Source organism: Sinorhizobium sp. FG01 (genome assembly GCF_002531875.1).
Classification (GTDB): Bacteria; Pseudomonadota; Alphaproteobacteria; order Rhizobiales; family Rhizobiaceae; genus Sinorhizobium; species Sinorhizobium fredii_C.
In genome coordinates, this window is the sequence record NZ_NWTB01000018.1 from 73,316 (window position 1) to 92,937 (window position 19,622).

The following is a 19,622-nucleotide window of genomic DNA, read 5'->3' on the forward strand; positions in this document are numbered from 1 at the left end:
CTGGTTCAGCGCCGGATGACCGCCGACGACCCAATTGCCGTCAGCCGCTCCCGGGTGTTCGGACAAGATCTTGTTGCGCGTCTTCATCGGAGGGCCCGGTCGAGGTCGTCGATCATGTCCTCGACGAACTCCAGGCCGACCGAAAGGCGGAAGACGCCGTCGCCGGCGAAGGCGCGGTAATCGTCGAGCTGCGCCCCTTGCAGGCCGTAGGTCGACTTCATCATTTCATTCGTGTCGAGAAGGACGGCGATGCTGCGCTGGTGGCCGAGCGAGAAGGCGTAGTGCACGACGCGCAGCCGCTCGGCGAACTGGACGGCGATTTTCTGCGGGTCGTCCGTCTGGAATGTGAGGATGCCGCCAAAAACATTCATCTGGCGCTTCGCCAGCGCGTGCTGCGGATGGGCCGCCAACCCGGGATAGATGACCGCTTTGATGGCCGGATGACCGTCAAGGAAACGGGCAAGCCGCAGCGCCGAATCCGAGACCGCCCGCACCCTCGGAAAGAGCGTGTCGATGCCGCGCATGATCAGCCAGGCGCTCTGGGCCGAAAGCGAGGCGCCGAGATAGACGCCGGCGCGCGAGCGGATTTTCTCGACGAGCGCCTTGCGGCCGCAGACGATTCCGCCGAGCGCGTCGCCATGGCCATTGATGAACTTCGTCAGGGAGTGGATGACGAGATCGACGCCCAAGGCGAGCGGCCTTGTCGCGACCGGCGTGGCAAGGGTGGAATCGACCGAAACGAGTGCATCGCGCTGGTGCGCGAGTGCCGCCACGGCGGAAAGATCGGTCAATCGCAGGATCGGATTGCAGGGGCTTTCGCAGTGGACGAGCCGGGTGTTGGGCCGGAAGGCCGCCGCGACTGCGTCGAGGCGCGACATGTTCACGGGGGTCACCTCGATCCCATAGTCGGGCAAAATCCGGCGCGCCAGCTCGCTGGCGCCAGCGTAGCAGACATCGCTGATGATCAGGTGGTCGCCCGCCTTGAGACAGGTCAGGAAGGTGGCGGCAATCGCCGCGAGACCGCTCGCGGTGGCGAGCGCGCCGTCAGCGCCTTCGAGTGCCGCCATGCGCTGCTCGAGCTGCCGCACCGTCGGATTGGTCCAGCGCGCGTAGAGATATGGCAGCGCCGTCAGATCCTCGACGCCGTCGGCCGAAAAGGCGCCGTCGCCCGGGGCAAGCAGATTGTTGACCGACATCGAGATATTGGGGGCGATCGCCTTCGTCGTCGGATCGATGACCAAGCCGCCGTCGAGCGCCAGGGTTTCCCAATGCAGCGGGCGATTGTCGGAATGCGGCCGGGCTCTCGCTTGGCTTCGGCGATCCGTTACGGCCTTGGTGCTCGATCGATTCAGGGACATGGAGGACCTTTCGAGATGCGTTCGACGGCGACTCTAGTGTTCTCCGAGTGTTTTTGGCCGCTCAGCGGCTGCCGATCCGCCGAGAAAAGGCGCGATGAGGACCTCGGGCGCCGCCAAATCGATCAAGCAGCTCATCATGCTAGCGCCGTACCGGCACTTGCGCTTCGACGACCTTGAAGGCGCGGGTGATGATAAGCGTCAGGCAGACATAGAAGACGGTCACGACCATCAGCGGCTCGTAGACCAGCAGCGTGTCCTGCCTCACCTTGTAGGCCACCGCATAGAGGTCCATTACCGTCACGGTGAAAGCGAGAGGCGTTGCCTTCAATTGCAGCACGACTTCGCCGGCGATTGTCGGCAAGGCGATGCGGATGGCGCGCGGCAGCCAGATCCGCCTGAGCAGGGTCGAGGACGACATGCCGAAGGATCGGCCGGCCTCGAGTTCACCCTTGGGAACGGCAAGCAGCGCGCCGCGCAGCACCTCGGCCTCATAGGCCGCATAATTGAGGGTGAAGCTCACCGCCGCAAAGAAGAAACCTTCGCGCAGGATCGGCCAGAGAAGGCTGGCACGCAGGCCGGGGATCATCGGCAGCAGCGAGCCGACGCCGTAATAGAGCAGCCACAGCTGAATCAGCAGCGGCGTGCCGCGCAGGCAGGTGCAGTAGCCGCGAGCGAAGAGCTTGAGCCAGCGCGGGCCGATCACCTGCGCGAGCGCGAGACCGATCGCCAGAATGAAGCCGAAGCCGACCGAAATCACGAGCAGGAGGACGGTCTGGACCGCGCCTGCGGCAAGCAGCGGCCAATAGGAAAAGATCCACGAGAAATCCACGTGCCCCTCCTATGCGGTCGTCGGCTGGCCGCGCCGGAGGCGGCTCTCGAGCGCCGCGAACGCGACGTTAGAGATGAGCGTTATCGCGAGGTAGAGGGCGGCGGAGGCGAGGAAGAACAGGAAGTAGTGCTTGGTGTTGCCGGCGGCGATACGGGTCGCGAGCGCCAGTTCCTGATAGCCGACGACGGCAATCAACGCGCTGTCCTTGGTGACCGACATCCAGAGATTGGCTAGACCCGGCAGCGCATTCGGCATCAGGGCCGGCAGCACGATGCGGCGGAAGCGCAGCCGCGGCCGCATGCCGAAGGCGGCCGCCGCTTCGATCTGCCCGACCGGAATGGCGAGGATCGCCCCGCGAAACACTTCGGTCATATAGGCGCCCTGGACAATGCCCAGCACCGCGACGGCGGCAACGAAGCCGTTGATCTCCACCGCCGGAAGCCCGAGTGCGGAGAGGATGCGGTTCAGCCCGTCGGTTCCCGCATAATAGAGGCCGATGATCAGGATCAGTTCCGGGATGGCGCGGACGGCCGTCGTATAGAGATCGAGGACGAAGCGAACCGGGCGATTGCCCTTCAGCTTGCCGATGGCACCGACGAGGCCGATGGCGATGCCGACGAGATAGGCGCCAAGCGAAATCAGCACGGTGGAGAGCGCGCCGGCAAGCAGCACGCCTCCCCAGCCGGGCGGATAAGGGGAGAGCAATTCCAGGAGCGATTGGCTGGACGACATCCGGGGCCTATCTGATCGAGTTCATAGGCAAAGGGCGATTGGCGCCTTCAGGCGCCGATCGCCCTTCCGGTCATTCGCCATAGGGATCGAAGTCGAAGTACTTCTTGGAGATTTCGGCATATTTGCCGCTCGCCCTGACGGCGGCGATCGCCGCGTTAAGCTTGTCGCGCAGTGCCGTGTCGTCCTTGCGCAGCCCGCCGCCGATACCCGTTCCGAGGATAGCCGGGTCGTCCTTGACGTTGCCCTTGTCCTCGCAGCAGTCCTTGCCGAAGTCCGACTTCAGGAACTCTGCCAGCGGAATGGCATCGCCGAAGACATAGTCGATCCGCCCGGCAGCCAGGTCCTGGAAGGCTTCGTCGAGCGTCGCATAGGTCTGTTCCGCTGCCTTGTCGGCGAAATACTTCTTGTAATATTCGGACTGGATCGTCGAGACCTGGATGCCGATCGTCTTGTCGGCGACGTCGTCAGGCGCTGCTCCTAACTTGCCGTCCTTGGCGCCGATCAGCTTGCTCGGGGTGTTGTAATATTTGTCGGTGAAGTCGATCGTCTTCTTGCGCTCGTGGGTGATCGACATCGACGACCAGATGACGTCGAACTTCTTCGCCTCGAGACCCGGGATCAGGCCGTCCCAGGACATGTCGACGATGGAGCAGGTCTCCTTCATCTCGGCGCAGACCGCGTCCATCAGCTCGATTTCCCAACCGATCCATTTGCCGGACGGGTCCTTCGTGAAGAAGGGTGGGTAGGCTTCGTTCATGATGCCGAAGCGCACTTCCGCATTGGCCGCACCTGCAAGTGCGAAGGCCACGCCGGCCATCAGGATGGACATCAACTTCATTCGACTACCCCTTCTGTTTTCGTCGGAATGGAAACGGATCAATGGCCGAGACTGCCGGTGAATTCGCGGCAGCGGGCGCTGAGCGGCGCACCGAAGACCTGGGCGGGCGGCCCCTGTTCCTCGACGCGCCCCCCATCGAGGAACATCACGTGGCTGGAGACGTCGCGGGCGAATTTCATCTCGTGCGTGACGAGAAGCATGGTCCGCCCTTCTTCCGCCAAGTCGCGGATGACCTTCAGCACCTCGCCGACAAGCTCGGGATCGAGTGCCGAGGTGGGCTCGTCGAACAGCATCACCGCCGGGTCGACGCAGAGCGCGCGGGCGATCGCGGCGCGCTGCTGCTGGCCGCCCGACAGGAACGCCGGATAGGCGTGCCGTTTGTCGTAAAGCCCCACCTTGGACAGAAGAGCCTCGGCCCGTTCGGTCGATTCCCTGCGGTTCTGCCGCAGCACATGAATTGGGGCCTCGATGACATTTTCGAGCACGGTCCTATGGGCCCAAAGGTTGAAGCTCTGGAACACCATGCCGAGGCCGGTGCGGATCCTTTCGATTTGCCGCCAATTGGCGGGATGGGCGCGCCCTTCGCGGCCCGGCTTCATCAGGACCTCTTCTCCGCCGAAGACGAAACGGCCGCGGTCGGGGATCTCGAGAAAGTTGATGCAGCGCAGGAAGGTGCTCTTTCCGGAGCCCGAGGATCCGATCAGCGATATGACGTCGCCTTTTTGTGCCGATACCCACACGCCCTTCAGCACCTGGTGCTGCCCATAGCTCTTATGGACGTCTTCCACCAGCAAGGCGGCGGCGCTTCGCATCATTCCTGTTGTTCCCGGCGACTTTGTGATTATTTGGTCCGCGATAATATTGCCTCGCTCGGCGGCTTTGCCGCACACTTGCCGGAGGAATGCGGATTTGCGGCATAAAACACAGGAAAAATGCGGACTTGCCGCAGCCGCTGTGTTTGATTTTTGCTTTGGGACAGTGCGTCCGTTTGTACATGAGAGTTTTGGAAGCGGAAAGCCTGCTCACTACAAAGCGACGCGACGCCCCTGCGAATGAGATATAAAGCTGCGGCAAATCACCAACTCGGGGAAGCCATGACGGAGCCAGTGGATCAATTCGATCGGAAGATCCTCGAGATCGTGCAGCGCGACTGTCAGCTCAAGGCGGAGGCGATCGGCGACATCATCGGCCTGTCGGCGTCTGCCGTTCAACGCCGCCTCAAAAGGATGCGCGAGGACGGCATCATTTCCGCCGAGATCGCCCTCGTCGACCGCAAGGTCGCCGGAAATCCGATGACCTTCATCGCCGGCATGGAGATCGAGCGTGAGAACTACGATGCGCTCGCGAAATTCCGCACCTGGGTCGACAAGCAGGATCACATCCAGCAGGTCTATTACGTGACCGGGTCGGTGGATCTCGTGGCGATCATCACCGCCCAGGACGTCACCCAATATGACGAGATCACCGCGCAGATCATGTCGCAGAATCCTCAGATTAAGCGAATTCACACGAATGTCGTGCTGAAGGATGTGAAGCTCGGGATGTTCGTTCCCGTGACTTCCGACTAGGGCCGATCAGAGTGGAGCGCCGAAAATCGGGAGAACGGGTGTGTACCCCCTCTGCCCTGCCGGGCATCTCCCCCACACGGGGGGAGATCGGCAAGAGGCAATGTCCCGCCCATGGAATATCGATGCATGGACTTTGCAGGTGCGTTGACTTCGGCATACGCACGCGGGGAGATGCCCGGCAGGGCAGAGGGGGGTGCCTCCGATCGCAGCAACGCTTTAACCGGAAAGCTGCCTAGATGATCTATTTCACGAGTGACACGCATTTCGGCGAGCCGCGGGTGCTCAACATCGATCGCCGGCCCTTCTCCAGCCTGGCGGACCACGACGCTGCGCTGATTGCCAACTGGAACGACACCGTCTCGCCGGAGGACGAGATTTGGCACCTCGGCGACTTCGCATCGAAGAAAAAGGGCTTTGCTGAAGATTTGCTTACGCGGCTGAACGGCAGGAAGCACCTGATCGTCGGCAACAACGATTCGCTGGCGACGGTCGAAGCCAGCGGCTGGCAGAGCATCCAGCATTATGCGGAACTCACCGTCGACGGGCACTTGCTCATTCTCTGCCACTATCCGTTTCGGACCTGGAATCAGATGGGAAAGCAATCGGTCAACCTGCACGGCCATTCCCACGGCCGTTTGAAACCGCTGCTGCCGCGGCAGTTCGATGTGGGCGTCGATGCCAGAGACCTGCGCCCGGTCAGCCTGCCCGATCTTCTCCCGCGGCTGCGCGTGAAGGCATAGCGCTTGTGAATGTCAGGCGAGCGCGCCGTGGGCGACGTCGCCCTGCGAGGGCGATAGGCGCGCATCGTTACTCGTAGACACCTTCGACGAGCGTGACGCCGCGCTCGACGCGCAGCATCCGGAAATAGGCGGAGACCCGCCCCGCCACTTATCCGGCTAGGTTTGCCAAAGCTTGCCCGAGGCAATTTCCTCCCTGACTCGTTTTTCTCCACTATTTCATTTTATAATTATTTAATGCAGGTTGTCTCGTAACGGCCAGTAGGCTCGCCGTTCGTTTTCCATCCAGGAGGAGCAATCGCATGCGTCATCTTCTGAAAACTGCCCTTTGCCTGGCTGCCTTGGCGGCACTGCCTTCTATCCGGCCATTTCGGCTGCCAGCGACCTCGAACTGACCATCACGGCGCCGGCCGGCGCGGGCGGCGGGATTCGGCGGCGCGCTCGCTGCAAGAGGCGATGATGGCGACGGGTGAGGCCAAGAGCGTCCAGGTCGTTTGCAAACGCGTTGGCGAGTGCATAAATCGACGTTGAACGCGCTAGCGACCGAACCCTACGACGACCCATGGCAAGACAAAGCGTATCCCCGCAGATCACGGCAAGCATCCTCGAATTCGTGAAGACGAACGAGATGCGCGCCGGCGAGCATCTGCCCTGTCAAATGCTCGCCGATGCGTTTCGCGTCTCCCGCGCGCCGGTCAATGCCGCCTTGAAGAAGCTCGAGACGATGGGAATCGTGCGGGCGGAACCGAACCGCGGCTATTTCCTGACGATCGACGCGGCCAAGGTCGAGACAGGGAAACCCGTGGGCGAGCCTCGGCGCGAGGAGGAGGATCCGCTCTATTTCCGCATCGCCGAGGACCGCCTTGCCGGCAAGCTCGAGGAGCGCGTCAGCGAGAACAAGCTGATGCGCCTCTACGACGTCGCCCGCAGCCGGCTGTTGAAGTCGCTCCACCGGATCGCCGAAGAGGGCTGGATCGAACGCCTGCCGGGCAACGGCTGGGCCTTCCGCGAGACGCTGACATCGCGCAAGAGCTACGAGGAGGGCTACGTCTTCCGCGCGGTCATCGAGCAGCAGGCGATGCTCTTGCCCACGTTCCGCCCGAACGAGGAAGAATTCAGGAAGGCGCGCTCCGTGCAGACCGCCTTGGGAGAAGGCGGCTACGAGACCTGGTCGCGCGCCGAGATCGTCAAGGCGAACAACGAGTTTCACGAAATGCTCGTCGCCTGCTCACAGAACGATTTCTTCCTCGATGCAATCAAGCGCGTCAACCGGCTGCGCCGCCTGATCGAGTACCAGATTAACATCGACCGGAGCCGGCTGCCCCGGCAGACGAGCGAGCACCTGCACATTCTCGACCTCGTCGAGACCGGTCGCCGGACAGAGGCGGCGGCCTTTCTCTACACGCACATCATGGGTGCGATCCGGATCAAGACGCCGCAGGTCTAAGAACGTGTGGCGGAACTGTGCGCGCTTGAAGACGCGCAAAGCCGTAGCGCACTTCAAAAGCGGCTGCATGCTTCCTTAAATCGGCCAGGAATTGAGGAAGCAGGCAGAAGGATTATTTTCCTCGAAGGCTATTCTGGCTTCCATGATCGGCGGACTGCGCCCGGTGCCGGCAATCGGTTGGCCGCTTGGGTGTGAGCCTGCTTATTAGCCCAAGCCAAAGAACGCCAAGATGGCGAGTACGACCACAACCAGTCCGACTAGGTAGATTATCTGATTCATGATTCACTCCTTTCATGAGCAATGAACGGAATTCTTCGCGGGTATGTTCCGAACCGCCTGCCAACATGTCGGCGCCGCTGCAAGAGGTGGACGTTCGTGCTTCTTTCGATGCGCGTGCATATTACATTTTATAATCGCAATATGTGATTTCGGGCCAAGACCTTAAGAGGCCCCACGTTCTCGAAGCGGTAGACAATCAATGTCCGAGACAAAGCTGGCACATCTCGGCGTTGACCGGGTTGACTATGCGATCGTGGACCTCCCTGCGGAGGCAGGCGAGGCGTTGCAGCGCCTGCCCTATACACATCGAATTCTTCTGGAGAACGTGCTGCGCACCGGAGGTGACAACGCCGCGAGGGCGAAGGAGGCGATCCTGGCCTAGCTCCATACCGGAACGAGCGAGCAGGAAATCCCGTTTCTCCCCAATCGAGTCCTCATGCACGACACCACCTGTGGTCCGGCGCTGGTCGACATTGCCGGCATGCGCTCGGCGCTGGCGGAAGCCGGCGGCGATCCCGCTCTTCTCAATCCCGTCGTACCGGTGGACGTCTCGACGGATCATTCGGTGGGCGTCGATTTCTTCGCACAGGCAGGCTCGCTCGAAAGGAACATGGCGCGCGAGTTCGAGCGCAACGCCGAGCGCTATCGCTTCATGATATGGGCGACAAACACGCTGAGCGGCTTTAGCGTGCACCCGCCCGGTACCGGGATCATGCACACGCTCAATCTCGAGAGGCTCGCCAGCGCCGCGACCGGCAAGCGCATCGAAGGCGCGCTCTTGGCGATGCCCGACACGCTGATCGGCACCGACAGCCATAGCCGATGATCAACGACATCGGCGTGCTTGCCTGGGGCGTCTGCGGGCTCGAGGCGGAGAGCGTATTCTTCGGCATACCGGTGACGCTCCGCGTCCCGGAGGTCGTCGGGGTGAAACTCACCGGAGCATTGCAGAGCGGCGTGATGGCGACCGATCTGGCGCTCACCGTCACCGAAATGCTGCGCAAGCTCGACCTGCAGGACCGCTATGTCGAATTCTTCGGTCCCGGTGTGTCGACGCTGACCGCCGGAGACCGTGCCGTCGTTGCCAATATGACGCCGGAGTTCGGCGGCAACAGCGGTTACTTCCCGATCGACGCCGAGACGCTCAAATACCTCGAAATGACGGGACGCTCGCGCGACCACGTCGCCTTCGTCAAGGCCCACGCGAAGCGCACCGGCCTGTGGTTCGATCCGCATATCGACCCGCGCTACACCGCCACCGTCGAACTCGAACTATCCACGGTCGAGGTCAGCCTTGCCGGACCGGCGCGGCCGCAGGGCCGTATCCCCGCCGGCGCGACGCTCCGGGCGATGAAGTTGATTTCTCTGCCGTGCGAAGGCCGCAGAATGCCCACGAGGTCGGATTCGCGATGAAGGCAGGGGTGCGCCAGGTCTACATTTCTTCCCTCGATGAGCTGCGCCGGCGATTGGATCTCCATGAAAGGCGAGTTGCTGGCGTGAGCGAGGATGATTTGCAGCAGATCGCGCGTGTTGCGCCTTCTCCAATCGATGAGGATGAACAGCTGTTTGCCGGCCGTGAAGACGCAGGCGCCGCTGTCGACGATGACGATCTGGAAGTCGACCAAGAGAAGCTGGATCTACATTACTTCGCTGGATGAGCTAGCGGCATCGAGAGCACGGCCATAGTCTATAACCACCAGCCGATCGTCGACCATTTTCCGGCGGATCAATGCGGAAAGAATCATTGGAGCGATGACCATCAGGAATGTCGACCGGATCTACTTCTTCGAATTCCAGCGCGTCGACGGACCTCGAAATGCGGGCAGCCGGTCATCATTTATCGCTCACCACCCGTATCGATGATCGCCTTGCCGAGCAGCTTGCGCACCGAGCAGTGCTGCTAGACCACCACGCGAGATGCCTCCGATCTCGGCTGGGATGTCGATTTTGTCTCTGAAGCGACGCTGACATTCCCGATGACGCATGCCTCGGGTGAGACCTTCGATGCCGCGGCAATTCGTAAACGCACGGAACTGGTGCTCGCCGGCCGCTTCGCCCGTATCGCGACCGTTGAGGAAGCGCTGGGAAGCAGGGCGCTAGCTGCATGAGCAGGTCTGGCCCGGCAGAGGAACCGCAGGTCATTCCGGTATTCACGCCGGTGCCGCTGGAGGCGCTGCTGATCGATATCGCCGGCCGCTCGAAGTGCTGCGCTACACCAATCTCGAACAGCAAAGGCTCCGGTTCGACCGTCACTACATCGCCTCGACAGCCAGGCAGACGACCTCGATCGGGCTCAGATCAAAATAAGTTGTTGGTCACGTCGCCGGCAGCATCCGAATTGCTGGCGAGGAACGGGAGGACTTGCGCGGCTTATCAACCCGCCATGGCCAGCCCCTCTGTGCCGGCGTCGTTGCCGCCGTTCTGGTTGAACTCATCCGCTACCATGAACTTCCCCTTCTCACGGTACCTGCGCGCCCGTCGCGGTCACATAGATTGCGTAGAGCGACGTCGTCGCAGCGATGAAGAGGCGGTTCCGGCGGGGACCGCCGAAGGTGAGGTTGGCAACAGTTTGCGGCACGAGAATCTTGCCGATGCGCACGCCGTCCGGTGCGAAGCAATGCACACCGTCGCCGGCGCTCGACCAGAGATTTCCTCCCGTGTCCGTGCGGATGCCGTCGGGGATGCCCTTGTCGATCGTTGCGAAGACTCGGCCGTTGGCGAGCTGTCCGTCCAAAACATCGAAGGCGCGAATATGCCGCGGCAGGGCGTCGTCATGGCTTGCGCCGGAGTCGGCGACATAGAGGATGCTCTCGTCGGGCGAGAAGGCGAGGCCGTTCGGCTGGTTGAAGTCGGTGGCGACCGCGGCGAGCTCGCCGTTTTCCGGGTCCAGCCGGTAGACATTGCGGCTCTCCTGTTCCGGCTCCGCCCGATAGCCCTCATAGTCGGAAAGGATGCCGTAGGTCGGGTCGGTGAACCAGATTGTGCCGTCCGATCGCACCACCACGTCGTTCGGCGAATTGAGCCGCCGACCGCCAAAGCTTTCGGCGAGCGTCGTGATCGAGCCGTCGATCTCGGTCCGGGTGACGCGGCGCGTTCCGTGCTCGCAGGAAATCAGGCGTCCCTGCCGGTCTCGGGTGTGGCCATTTGCGAAATTCGAGGGCTGCCGGAAGACAGAGACTCCGCCTTCCGGCGTCCAGCGCAGCATCCGCTGGTTCGGGATGTCGCTCCAGACGAGCTGGTTGGCATCGCTGAACCAGACCGGCCCCTCCGACCAGCGGCAGCCGGAATAAAGGTCATCGAGACGGGCGCTGCCGACGATCAGATGGGCGAAGCGCGGATCGTCGATCTCGTAGATTTGTTCCCTTCCCATGTGGTCCGTCCCCGAACTAACGCATGCCCGGCTGTCGGCCGCCTGCGAGCATGATGACGCTGATGATGATAAGCCCGGTCATGATCAGGCGGATGCCGGCGCCGAGGCCGTAGGTGTTGAGCATGGAGACCACCAGAAACATGAAGAGCGAGGCACCCCAGATTCCCGGCACGTTGGAATCGCCGCCGGCGACCGCGGTGCCGCCGAGAACGACGACGGCGATCGACATCAGAAGATATTCCGTGCCCATGTTGAGAGCCGCGCCCCCCGAGAAGCAGGCGAGGAGGTAGCCCGCGAGCGAGGCAAGAACGGCCGAGAGCACGTAGGTGACGAAGCGTGTGCCGTCGACCGGAACGCCCGCCATGCGTGCCGCCGGCATGCTCTGGCCGATCGCGGAGATCCAGCGCCCGTAAACGGTCTTTTCGAGCAGGAACCACGCGGCGAGGGAAATCACCAGCGCCACGAGGGAAACGTTGGGCACGCCGAGCGTGGCCGATGTCGTGAATTCGGCCAGGAAGCTCGGCGGTTTGATGCGCAGGCCGCGATTGGTCCAGATGGCCGCTGACTGGATGATGAAGCTCATCGACAGCGTCGCGATGATCGGCGGGATGCGCAACGCCTTGATGAGCGCGTAGTTCGCGAGGCCGACACCGATGCCGATCAGGGTTGCGGTTATCAGCCCCGGCAGGATCATGGCGTTGTCCACTTCCATAAGCTTCAGCGCCACGGTGCCCGCGAGCGTCATGGTGGCGGGAATCGACAGGTCGATGTTGCCGGGACCGAGCGTGATGACGAACATCTGGCCGATGCCGACGATGATCGAGAAGGCGGCGAAGGTCAGCGCCGCCTGGGAGAGGTCGAGCATGCTTGCGCCGCCCGTCACCATGATCGTCGCGAACCAGACCAGGAAGGCGGCGAACCACGACCAGATCCAAGGCGCCCGCGAAAGACGGTCGACGACCCTCATCGCCGCTTCTCCTGATATTCGAGACGGTTGAGCAGCAGGCGCAAGGCGAGCACGATGATCAGGATCGCGCCCTGCGCGCCGATCTGCCAGTCGGGCGAGATGCGCAGAAAAGACAGGAACGAACCGGCAAGCGTCAGCGTCAGAGCGCCGATCACCGCGCCGATGGGCGAGACGCGCCCGCCAATGAATTCGCCGCCGCCGAGGATCACGCCGGCGATCGAGAGCAGCGTGTATCTGAGCGCTATGTTTGCGTCGGCCGATGTGGTGAGCCCGACGAGCGCGATGCCGGCGAGCACCGCGAACATGCCGGCAAGCCCGTAGGCCGCAGCGCGGGCGGCCAGAACTGACCAGCCCGCCCGCTCCACCGAGCGCTGGTTGCCGCCGATGCCGCGGATGAGCACGCCGAGCGAGGAGCGCGTCACGATCAGATGCGCGACGACGGCAATGACGATGCTGGCGACGATCGCCATCGGAGCGATCGGAGGCTTCATCGTCATCAGGCTTCGGACCCATTCCGGCGCTTGTCCGCCGGGCGCCGGCAGGAGAAGCACGGCAAGCCCCGCCCAGACGAAGCTCATGCCGAGCGAAACCACGATCGACGGCAGGCCACGGAGGTGAATGACGACGCCGAGCATGGCATAGACGGCAACGCCGCCGGCAAGGATCAGAATCCCGACAAGCGGCTCGTCACGCAGGAAGGTCGCCGTCACGCAGCCGACAAAGCTGACGAAGGTGCCCATCGCGAGGTCGAGGTCGTTCACCGACATGATGATCATCTGGGCGATCGTCGCGAGCGCGATCGGAACCGCGAGATTGAAGAGCAGGTTGAGGCCGATATAGCTCATCGCCCGAGGCTGCAGCCAGAAGACGGCTGCAAGAAGCACGGTGAGCGAAAGGGCGGGAATGGCGAGCCGGATCGCATCGGTCGAAAGCCTCAGCCTCATGCTGCCTCCCGCTTGAAGGACGTGGCAAGGATGTTCTCCTCGCTCACGGCGTCGCCGGCGAGTTCCGCAACGATCTCTCCTTCGCGGAAGACATAGACACGATCGCAGAGGCAGACCTCCTCCATCTCGGTCGAATACCAGACGAAGGTGCGGCCGCGCTGAGCCTCCTGCCGGATGATCTCGTATACCTCCTGCTTCGTGCCGACGTCGACGCCGCGCATTGGATCATCCATCAGCACCACCGGCGCCCTGGTCGCGAGCGACCTGGCGAATAGCACCTTCTGCTGGTTACCGCCCGAAAGCGACAGCATGGGGTTGGCCAAGTCCGGCGTGCGGATATCGATGCGGCGCTTCCACTCTCCGGCACGCTCGGCCTCCGCCTCGGCGTTGACGACGCCGCGCAGGGCCAGATCGTGAAGCGTGGCGATGGAGAAGTTTTTCAGGATGCTCCAGAGTTCGAAGACGCCATTCAGGCGGCGATCCCCCGCGACGAAGGTCACCGCAGGCTCGCGGCGCGGCAGCCAGTCGGCGGTGCTCGCTGCATGAAGTTTCATCAGCATTCCCGTCTGGCCGTGTCCGGCGAGACCGGCGAGCCCGACGATCTCGCCGCGTCTGGCCTCAAGGCGCAGGCCGCGACCGGTCCGCGCGATTACCACGGGCTCATGGGCAAGGTCTCGCAGCGTGCGGCGATGCGCTTCGCCCTTGACGACGCTTCCCATGGCCTCGACGAGGCCGTGCTCGGTCCAGGCATCGCCAGGCCGTTCGGCGACGATGCGCCCGTCCTTCATGACCGCGATCCGGTTCGCCGTGGCGAGGATCTCGTGGAGGATATGGGAAATCAGAATGACCGAACCGCCGCTCGCGACGAACCGCCGGACATGGGCGAGCATCTGCTCCGCGAGGCTCGCGTCGAGCGAGGACGTCGGCTCGTCCAGGATGATGAGCCGGGGCGCAATGCCGGTATCGGAGAAAGCCATGGCGATCTCGACCATCTGCCGTTCGGCGATGGAGAGATCCCCGACCATCCTGTCGCGTTCGATGCCGTGTCCGGGAAATATGGCATCGAGGCTTCGCTCAATCACGAGCCTTGCCCGCCTGCGCCAGCCGAGGCCTCCAAGATGGCGGTGCAGGACGCGGGTATTTTCGACCACGGTGAGGTTCGGGCAGAGCGAAAGCTCCTGGAAGACGCAGCGTATGCCGCGCGCTCTGGCCGCGTTGATGCCGTAGCGCTGAAGAAGCTCGCCGTCGCCTGAAATGTTGCCCTGCTGCGGCGTCAGACCGCCATTGATGACGCTGACGATCGTCGATTTGCCGGCGCCGTTATGGCCGACGAGACCCACGCATTCCCCCGGCCGGATGGCGAGCGTCACGCCGTCGAGCGCCCTGACCGCTCCGAAACTCACCTTGGCGTCGGCAACCTCGATTATCGCCTTCGACATTCTGCCCGTCATTTGCCGCTATCTGTTGTACTGGGGATCGTTTGGCACGGGGTCTGCCGCGCGGTCCCGAGAGAACCGCGCGACATATGGAAGAACATCATTCCGCGGATTCGATCACCTTGATCGCATCAGCCTGCGAATATTCGACATTGGCAACACCGCCTGCCTGGGTATTGGCGAGGTTCTCTTCCAGATTGTCCTGGTCGATGCGCAGGAAGGGCACGACGAGGTCCTTCTTGACTTCCTTGCCGTCGAGGATCTGCTGGGCGACCCAGAATGCGAGCGTCGAGACGCCGGGCGCGATCGAGACAGACATGGTCTCATAGCCGCTGGCATCCTTCTGTTCCTTCCACCACTTCAGCTCGTCCTCGCGGTTTCCCATGATGATGATCGGCGTCGGCCGGTTGGCAGCCGCGAACGCCTGGGCGGCGCCGTAGCCGTCGCCGCCCTGGGTCACGACGCCGGCGATCTCGGGAAGGCTCGGCAGGATACCCGCCACGGCCTTCTGGGCGACATCCTGCGCCCAGTCGCCATGGACGGACCCGACGATCTTGAACTGCGGGAACTGCTTGACGCCCTCGTGGATGCCCGCCGAGATCTCATCGTCGACGAAAACGCCGGCAAGGCCGCGGATCTCCAGGAGGTTCCCGCCCTCGGGCAGCTTCTTCGACAGATATTCGACTTCGCTGCGACCCATTTCCTTGAAATTGACGGCGATCCGCCAGGCGCAAGGCTCGCTCACCACGCCGTCGAACGAGACGACGATGATGCCTGCATCGCATGCTTCCTTGACCGCGCCGTTGAGCGCCGTCGGCGAGGCGGCGTTGAGGACGATCGCGTCATAGCCCTGCAGGATCATGTTCTGAATCTGCGCGGCCTGCTCGGTCGCCTGGTTTTCCGCCGTTGTGAAGGCATCGGCAGCAGCAACCACGCCAGCCTTGACGGCCTCTCCCGTCACCTTGTCCCAGCTCGTGAGCATCGCCTGCCGCCAGGAGTTGCCGGCATAATTGTTGGAAAGCGCAATCTTCTTGCCGGAAGTGTCGGCCAACGCGGAATTCGGCATTGCGGCGCACAGGACGACCGCTGATGCCAGAAGCATCTTGCGAAATGTCATGTTTTCCTCCCTCTGGACCCGGCTTCGACCGGATCGCCTCATCGGCCGCTCTCTATGCGGTCGTCTGCAAATAGGACTTGCACTGAGCTTCCTCCTCTCAGTAATGGCAGGATGAGGGAGAATTTGCCGCCTGTATAGATCGTATGCGGCAATGCGTTTGCGGACTTTTGCATTACAGGCTGCGTGTTCGTGCAAGACGAGGACGCCCTGTCGAGCGCTTAATGGAGCTGGCGGTCGCAGCGCCCGAAGGGACGGGCGCGATCGCGGGAGGAACTGCGGACATGCCGCTTCTGGCGCCGGCCGCATTGGTCGATCACTATCTTGGCATATCCCGGCTGCTTGCCGGCCAGCTCGACTTCCGCTCGGCGATCCGCGCCGTCGCTGCGGAAGTGGCGCATATCATCCCCCACGATCATCTCGACGTCTGCATCCTGATGGTCGACGGTAACTATCACACCGCCTACGAGACCGGCATGGACACCGCCTGGGGTGATGCCGCCTCGGCGCCGGTCGTCAACAGCCCGATCCGTTCCCTTCTCTGGGGCGAGGTCGACTACCTGCTGACGGATGATGCTATCAACGATGCGCGTTTCCACTTCGAGGGCGCCTTCAAGCGGCCGATCATCGAACAATCGCTGCGCAGTCGTCTGCACGTACCGATGAAGGTGCAGGGCAAGATCATAGCCGCGCTCAGCTGCTCCTCTCAGAACCCCGGCCTATACACGATGGAGGACGTCGGCCGGGCGAGGATCATCGCCGACCTGCTGGCACCCTATTTCTTCGCGCTGAGGGCCGCCGAACAGGCCCAGCAATCCGCCATCGTCGAGGCGGAGGCGCGTGCGCGCGAGGAGGGTTTGCGGCAGGGCGCGTTGAAGCTGACCGAGGCGCTCGAACAGGAGCGCCAGCGCATCGGCATGGACCTTCACGACCAGACGCTTGCCGACCTTACGCGGCTGTCGCGCCGCATCGACCGCCTGGCCCGCGGCTCGGAGCTGAGCAGCGAGGCACTGGAACCCGTTTCCCGCAGTCTCCATCATTGCATGCAGGATCTGCGGCAGATCATCGAGCAGGCAAAGCCGTCCGTTTTGCAGCTCTTCGGTCTTGCCCAGGCGATCGAAAACCACCTCGACCAGTCAGTACGCGACAGTGGGATGCCGATCGAGTGGGCTCTCGTCGACGAGAGCGGGGGCGCTCTAGACGGCCTCGAGCAGACGGTCAGCGTCGCGCTTTTCAGAATTGCGCAGGAGGCGATCAACAATGCCGTCCGCCACGCCCAGCCCACGGCAATCATCGTCGGGCTTCGGCTCGAGGCCGGCGAGCTCGCCATTGAGATTTCGGACGACGGGCGTGGTTTGGCCAGAGCCCGCGGACGCATCGGTGGCGGTATCGACAATATGAAGACGCGGGCACGGCTCATTTCCGCGAAATTCGCGATTGGACTGGGAGACAAGAACCGCGGCACGACGGTCACAGTCCTGCTGCCGCGCGGAGAGCGCCGTGCGGACCTCGAGCCCCAGCCGCAAATAGCCATCAAGGAGGATCAGCGATGAAGGTACTGATCGTGGAGGACGATCCGCTTCACCGTTCGTACCTGCATGAGGCGGTCTGTGCCGCCCTGCCCGAATGCGACACCGTCATCGAGGCGGAGAACGGCGTCGCCGGCGAGCAGCTCGCGCGCGATCACAAGTCGGCGCACATCGTCATGGACCTGCAGATGCAGACCCGCAACGGTATCGAGGCGGCACGCACCATCTGGAAAGAGCGCCCGGAGACGCGCATCCTCTTCTGGTCGAACTACTCCGACGAGGCCTATGTCCGTGGCGTGTCGCGTATCGTTCCGGACGGGGCGGCCTATGGCTATGTGCTGAAATCCGCCTCCGACGAGCGGCTGAAGCTGGCGCTTCGCTCAATTTTCGTGGAGAGCCAGTGCGTGATCGACCGCGAGGTGCGCGGTTTGCAGCAAAGAAGCATCGGCCACGCGAACAGCTTCAGCGATTCGGAATACGAGATCCTCGTCGACATCGCACTCGGTCTGACGGACCGGACGATTGCCAAGCGCCGCAACCTGTCTCTGCGCAGCGTCCAGAACCGTTTGCAGCAGCTCTACGACAAGCTCGACGTCTACCAGGCCGTTGCCGAGGAACATTCTGACAGCCAATTTAACCTGCGCGCCCGCGCCGTGACAGTCGCTTTCCTTCGGAAACTGCTGAACTACAGCGCCCTGGAAAAAGCCGAAGCCGAGCTTCAGGAATGGCTGCAGGAACAGAAGTGAACCGAAGACGAGAAGGGATCCAACTCACCGCCAATTCTGAATCTGGGCAAGACCATCGAAGCAAGACGTAGTGCAGTGCCGCTAGACGTTATGACCGTGGTGTGAGCGGCGGCCGTCTGAAAGCAAACGGGGATTGGCGTACCGAGCCGAGCCCCAAGCATCGCTGGCGAATGGACGCGATTGTGCGCGCACCGAGCATGTCGAGGAGCTGACCGAGATTCTCATCCAGCACTTTGGCGGCAGCGGGGAGCAGCAACTGCTCAACACGCGCGTGCCGAGCAACGCAGGCTGATCTGAGAGGGGATGACGAGACCTTGACGAGGCGATGCGAACTGTGCATCGCCTCTCCATACTCGTCACCCCCATTCGCTGGTTGCGAGGCTCGATGTCTCGTTTGGGCCGAACCGAGCCATTCCTGTGCCGGATGTCGATGTCCGGATCGGGTGGAGAGCCGAAGTTCAATGCGATGGCGACGAACGATGAGCGCGGCGGATAGGAGGCAGACCCACACGATCCCTGGCAATTACCGACCTCGATCTAAACAGCACTAAGCTCACCCGGATGGATGCTGGTCCAACTACAATAGCAGGCAGTTTAGTGGGGTGCGAGTTTGCCAACCGACATCGCATGCACGAGCGCTCCACTCGATCACCTCAGCTGCTGACTCACAGTCCGAATGAAAGGCAGGTCATTTGTGGGCCTGAATTCGACGTGCAGACCGTTGGGCCGTTGGGAGTGGTGGGTTCCACCGCCTATGGCGTCTAGTCAGCAGAGTACTCCTCTCCTCCAGGCGGCTGCTGTCGGTCGATTTCCCGTTCCCCATAGTCGCAGGAGGGTCGAGGGGAGCCGTTCGTCATGAGCCCTGTGCACGGCTTGATTGCGAGGATGTACACTGTGGACGCAGCGCTACCTCCGTGAAAGTTCGACGCCGTTGCTGAATCACAATCGCCCCTGCGTGATGAGCAGGGGCTTTGCGAGGCGAGTGCCTGCTGAGGCAGGTGCCTATGGCATCATACTGCGATAGCGTTCGCGCTCGCGCCGAACCTGCTCCAAAGTATACGGGTCGGCACTGTCGTCAAACCGCGTCCATCCTTCCCCCGCGTAAACGCTCCTGCGGGCGGCAGGGTCGACGCGATTGCGTTGCTGCAGAATGGCCTCTGCTTTGAGGGCAAGACTGTCATCGACCCTTGCGGTCACCAAGGTGCCGCCGCGGCGAACGCCCTCGGCATAGACATGGGCGTCTTCCTCATCGACGCCGGAATCCGTCAATGCACCGATCAACCCTCCGGCGGCGCCTCCAGCAACAGCCCCGGCTGCCGCCCCGGCCGCGGTAGACGCCAGCCATCCTGCCGCGACAACAGGGCCAACGCCGGGAATGGCCATCAAGCCAAGTCCCGTAAGCAGACCGACCACCCCGCCTCCTACGGCGCCGAGGCCAGCACCAGTTCCCGCGCCTTCGGCTGCGTCCGAGCCTTCGGTCGAGTAGCGGTCATCAGCATTGTTTGCAACGATGCTGATATCATCTGACGGCACGCCGGCGGCTTCGAGGTCGCTGACGGCATCACGGGCATCCGCGTAGTCGTCAAATAGCCCTGTTACGGTTCGCATTATCGTTCTCCTTTTGGTAAAGCACGTTTCGGGCGATTACTGCGCTGTGACGTTGCCCTGATAATCGAGGGCGACGGCCACTGATTTGCCGTCCTTCATGGCAGTTGCCTGCCACACACC

General features: G+C 62.6%; 17 protein-coding genes and 5 pseudogenes. 10 read left to right on the forward strand and 12 right to left on the reverse strand.

Annotated features, from left to right (window positions below):
* Positions 1-83: 83 nt before the first annotated feature.
* The 5 genes from CO656_RS24910 to CO656_RS24930 form a co-directional block, all read right to left on the reverse strand.
* The gene (locus CO656_RS24910) at positions 84-1,358 is read right to left on the reverse strand and encodes an aminotransferase class V-fold PLP-dependent enzyme (RefSeq protein ID WP_097527517.1); all 1,275 of its coding nucleotides are present in this window, start codon (positions 1,356-1,358) and stop codon (positions 84-86) included.
* A gap of 139 nt (positions 1,359-1,497) precedes the next feature.
* The gene (locus tag CO656_RS24915) at positions 1,498-2,187 is read right to left on the reverse strand and encodes an ABC transporter permease (protein ID WP_097527518.1); all 690 of its coding nucleotides are present in this window, start codon (positions 2,185-2,187) and stop codon (positions 1,498-1,500) included.
* Positions 2,188-2,196: 9 nt separating this feature from the next.
* Positions 2,197-2,919 (reverse strand): ABC transporter permease, encoded by a 723-nt coding sequence (locus tag CO656_RS24920; RefSeq protein ID WP_097527519.1) that lies wholly within the window; start codon positions 2,917-2,919, stop codon positions 2,197-2,199.
* A 70-nt stretch (positions 2,920-2,989) separates the two neighbouring features.
* The gene (locus CO656_RS24925; protein ID WP_097527520.1) at positions 2,990-3,757 is read right to left on the reverse strand and encodes a transporter substrate-binding domain-containing protein; all 768 of its coding nucleotides are present in this window, start codon (positions 3,755-3,757) and stop codon (positions 2,990-2,992) included.
* A gap of 38 nt (positions 3,758-3,795) precedes the next feature.
* Positions 3,796-4,572: an ABC transporter ATP-binding protein gene (locus CO656_RS24930; protein WP_097527521.1), complete on the reverse strand. Its 777-nt coding sequence runs from the start codon at positions 4,570-4,572 to the stop codon at positions 3,796-3,798.
* A gap of 279 nt (positions 4,573-4,851) precedes the next feature.
* On the opposite strand from CO656_RS24930, the gene CO656_RS24935 reads away from it, so the two are divergent.
* The 7 genes and pseudogenes from CO656_RS24935 to CO656_RS24970 all read left to right on the forward strand — a co-directional run.
* On the forward strand, positions 4,852-5,325 hold the full coding sequence (locus CO656_RS24935) for an Lrp/AsnC family transcriptional regulator (protein WP_018236994.1): 474 nt from the start codon (positions 4,852-4,854) through the stop codon (positions 5,323-5,325).
* 236 nt (positions 5,326-5,561) lie between these two features.
* Positions 5,562-6,065, forward strand: a complete 504-nt coding sequence (locus CO656_RS24940; RefSeq protein WP_097527522.1) for a metallophosphoesterase family protein — start codon at positions 5,562-5,564, stop codon at positions 6,063-6,065.
* 559 nt (positions 6,066-6,624) lie between these two features.
* On the forward strand, positions 6,625-7,509 hold the full coding sequence (locus CO656_RS24950; protein ID WP_097527523.1) for a GntR family transcriptional regulator: 885 nt from the start codon (positions 6,625-6,627) through the stop codon (positions 7,507-7,509).
* Between the two features lie 478 nt (positions 7,510-7,987).
* Positions 7,988-9,114: pseudogene (locus CO656_RS24955) on the forward strand (aconitase family protein); the annotation flags it as partial.
* An 83-nt stretch (positions 9,115-9,197) separates the two neighbouring features.
* Positions 9,198-9,446, forward strand: a complete 249-nt coding sequence (locus CO656_RS24960; RefSeq protein WP_097527524.1) for a hypothetical protein — start codon at positions 9,198-9,200, stop codon at positions 9,444-9,446.
* Between the two features lie 6 nt (positions 9,447-9,452).
* Positions 9,453-9,651: pseudogene (locus CO656_RS31015) on the forward strand (DUF4334 domain-containing protein); the annotation flags it as partial.
* 5 nt (positions 9,652-9,656) lie between these two features.
* Positions 9,657-9,896: pseudogene (locus CO656_RS24970) on the forward strand (cysteine hydrolase); the annotation flags it as partial.
* Positions 9,897-10,246: 350 nt separating this feature from the next.
* Here the strand turns inward: CO656_RS24970 and CO656_RS24980 are convergent.
* The 5 genes from CO656_RS24980 to CO656_RS25000 all read right to left on the reverse strand — a co-directional run bounded on the left by CO656_RS24980 (position 10,247) and on the right by CO656_RS25000 (position 15,622).
* The gene (locus CO656_RS24980; protein ID WP_037424685.1) at positions 10,247-11,158 is read right to left on the reverse strand and encodes an SMP-30/gluconolactonase/LRE family protein; all 912 of its coding nucleotides are present in this window, start codon (positions 11,156-11,158) and stop codon (positions 10,247-10,249) included.
* A gap of 16 nt (positions 11,159-11,174) precedes the next feature.
* Positions 11,175-12,125, reverse strand: coding sequence for an ABC transporter permease (locus CO656_RS24985; protein ID WP_037424687.1), 951 nt, complete (start codon positions 12,123-12,125; stop codon positions 11,175-11,177).
* Positions 12,122-13,069 carry an ABC transporter permease gene (locus CO656_RS24990; protein ID WP_037424689.1) on the reverse strand — a complete coding sequence of 316 codons (948 nt, stop codon included), beginning with the start codon at positions 13,067-13,069 and terminating at the stop codon, positions 12,122-12,124. Before CO656_RS24990 ends, CO656_RS24985 begins: the two co-directional genes overlap by 4 nt.
* Positions 13,066-14,508, reverse strand: coding sequence for a sugar ABC transporter ATP-binding protein (locus CO656_RS24995; RefSeq protein ID WP_234819597.1), 1,443 nt, complete (start codon positions 14,506-14,508; stop codon positions 13,066-13,068). Before CO656_RS24995 ends, CO656_RS24990 begins: the two co-directional genes overlap by 4 nt.
* Positions 14,509-14,605: 97 nt before the next feature.
* Positions 14,606-15,622: an ABC transporter substrate-binding protein gene (locus CO656_RS25000; protein WP_037424693.1), complete on the reverse strand. Its 1,017-nt coding sequence runs from the start codon at positions 15,620-15,622 to the stop codon at positions 14,606-14,608.
* Positions 15,623-15,903: 281 nt separating this feature from the next.
* Between CO656_RS25000 and CO656_RS25005 the strand changes: the two genes are divergently transcribed.
* The 3 genes and pseudogenes from CO656_RS25005 to CO656_RS31020 all read left to right on the forward strand — a co-directional run.
* Entirely contained in the window at positions 15,904-17,172 is a 1,269-nt protein-coding gene (locus CO656_RS25005) for a sensor histidine kinase (protein WP_097527535.1), read from the forward strand.
* A complete protein-coding gene (locus CO656_RS25010) occupies positions 17,169-17,894 on the forward strand; it encodes a response regulator transcription factor (protein ID WP_037424695.1) in 726 nt (241 codons plus the stop codon). The genes CO656_RS25005 and CO656_RS25010 overlap by 4 nt, the downstream gene beginning before the upstream one ends.
* 156 nt (positions 17,895-18,050) lie before the next feature.
* Positions 18,051-18,186: pseudogene (locus CO656_RS31020) on the forward strand (hydrolase); the annotation flags it as partial.
* 710 nt (positions 18,187-18,896) lie between these two features.
* Here the strand turns inward: CO656_RS31020 and CO656_RS25020 are convergent.
* Together CO656_RS25020 and CO656_RS31025 are read right to left on the reverse strand one after the other, a co-directional pair.
* The gene (locus tag CO656_RS25020) at positions 18,897-19,502 is read right to left on the reverse strand and encodes a general stress protein (protein ID WP_097527526.1); all 606 of its coding nucleotides are present in this window, start codon (positions 19,500-19,502) and stop codon (positions 18,897-18,899) included.
* A gap of 36 nt (positions 19,503-19,538) precedes the next feature.
* Positions 19,539-19,622 (reverse strand): annotated as a pseudogene (locus CO656_RS31025) (PepSY domain-containing protein); the annotation flags it as partial.

Excerpts from the sequence above, each read along its gene's own strand:
- CO656_RS24940 (WP_097527522.1), top strand. The coding sequence starts at position 5,562 with ATGATCTATTTCACGAGTGACACGCATTTCGGCGAGCCGCGGGTGCTC.
- CO656_RS24925 (WP_097527520.1), bottom strand. The coding sequence starts at position 3,757 with ATGAAGTTGATGTCCATCCTGATGGCCGGCGTGGCCTTCGCACTTGCA.
- CO656_RS25000 (WP_037424693.1), bottom strand. The coding sequence starts at position 15,622 with ATGACATTTCGCAAGATGCTTCTGGCATCAGCGGTCGTCCTGTGCGCC.
- CO656_RS25010 (WP_037424695.1), top strand. The coding sequence starts at position 17,169 with ATGAAGGTACTGATCGTGGAGGACGATCCGCTTCACCGTTCGTACCTG.
- CO656_RS24935 (WP_018236994.1), top strand. The coding sequence starts at position 4,852 with ATGACGGAGCCAGTGGATCAATTCGATCGGAAGATCCTCGAGATCGTG.
- CO656_RS24960 (WP_097527524.1), top strand. The coding sequence starts at position 9,198 with ATGAAGGCAGGGGTGCGCCAGGTCTACATTTCTTCCCTCGATGAGCTG.
- CO656_RS24980 (WP_037424685.1), bottom strand. The coding sequence starts at position 11,158 with ATGGGAAGGGAACAAATCTACGAGATCGACGATCCGCGCTTCGCCCAT.
- CO656_RS24910 (WP_097527517.1), bottom strand. The coding sequence starts at position 1,358 with ATGTCCCTGAATCGATCGAGCACCAAGGCCGTAACGGATCGCCGAAGC.
- CO656_RS24950 (WP_097527523.1), top strand. The coding sequence starts at position 6,625 with ATGGCAAGACAAAGCGTATCCCCGCAGATCACGGCAAGCATCCTCGAA.
- CO656_RS24930 (WP_097527521.1), bottom strand. The coding sequence starts at position 4,572 with ATGATGCGAAGCGCCGCCGCCTTGCTGGTGGAAGACGTCCATAAGAGC.
- CO656_RS25020 (WP_097527526.1), bottom strand. The coding sequence starts at position 19,502 with ATGCGAACCGTAACAGGGCTATTTGACGACTACGCGGATGCCCGTGAT.
- CO656_RS24990 (WP_037424689.1), bottom strand. The coding sequence starts at position 13,069 with ATGAGGCTGAGGCTTTCGACCGATGCGATCCGGCTCGCCATTCCCGCC.
- CO656_RS25005 (WP_097527535.1), top strand. The coding sequence starts at position 15,904 with ATGCCGCTTCTGGCGCCGGCCGCATTGGTCGATCACTATCTTGGCATA.
- CO656_RS24985 (WP_037424687.1), bottom strand. The coding sequence starts at position 12,125 with ATGAGGGTCGTCGACCGTCTTTCGCGGGCGCCTTGGATCTGGTCGTGG.
- CO656_RS24920 (WP_097527519.1), bottom strand. The coding sequence starts at position 2,919 with ATGTCGTCCAGCCAATCGCTCCTGGAATTGCTCTCCCCTTATCCGCCC.
- CO656_RS24995 (WP_234819597.1), bottom strand. The coding sequence starts at position 14,508 with ATGTCGAAGGCGATAATCGAGGTTGCCGACGCCAAGGTGAGTTTCGGA.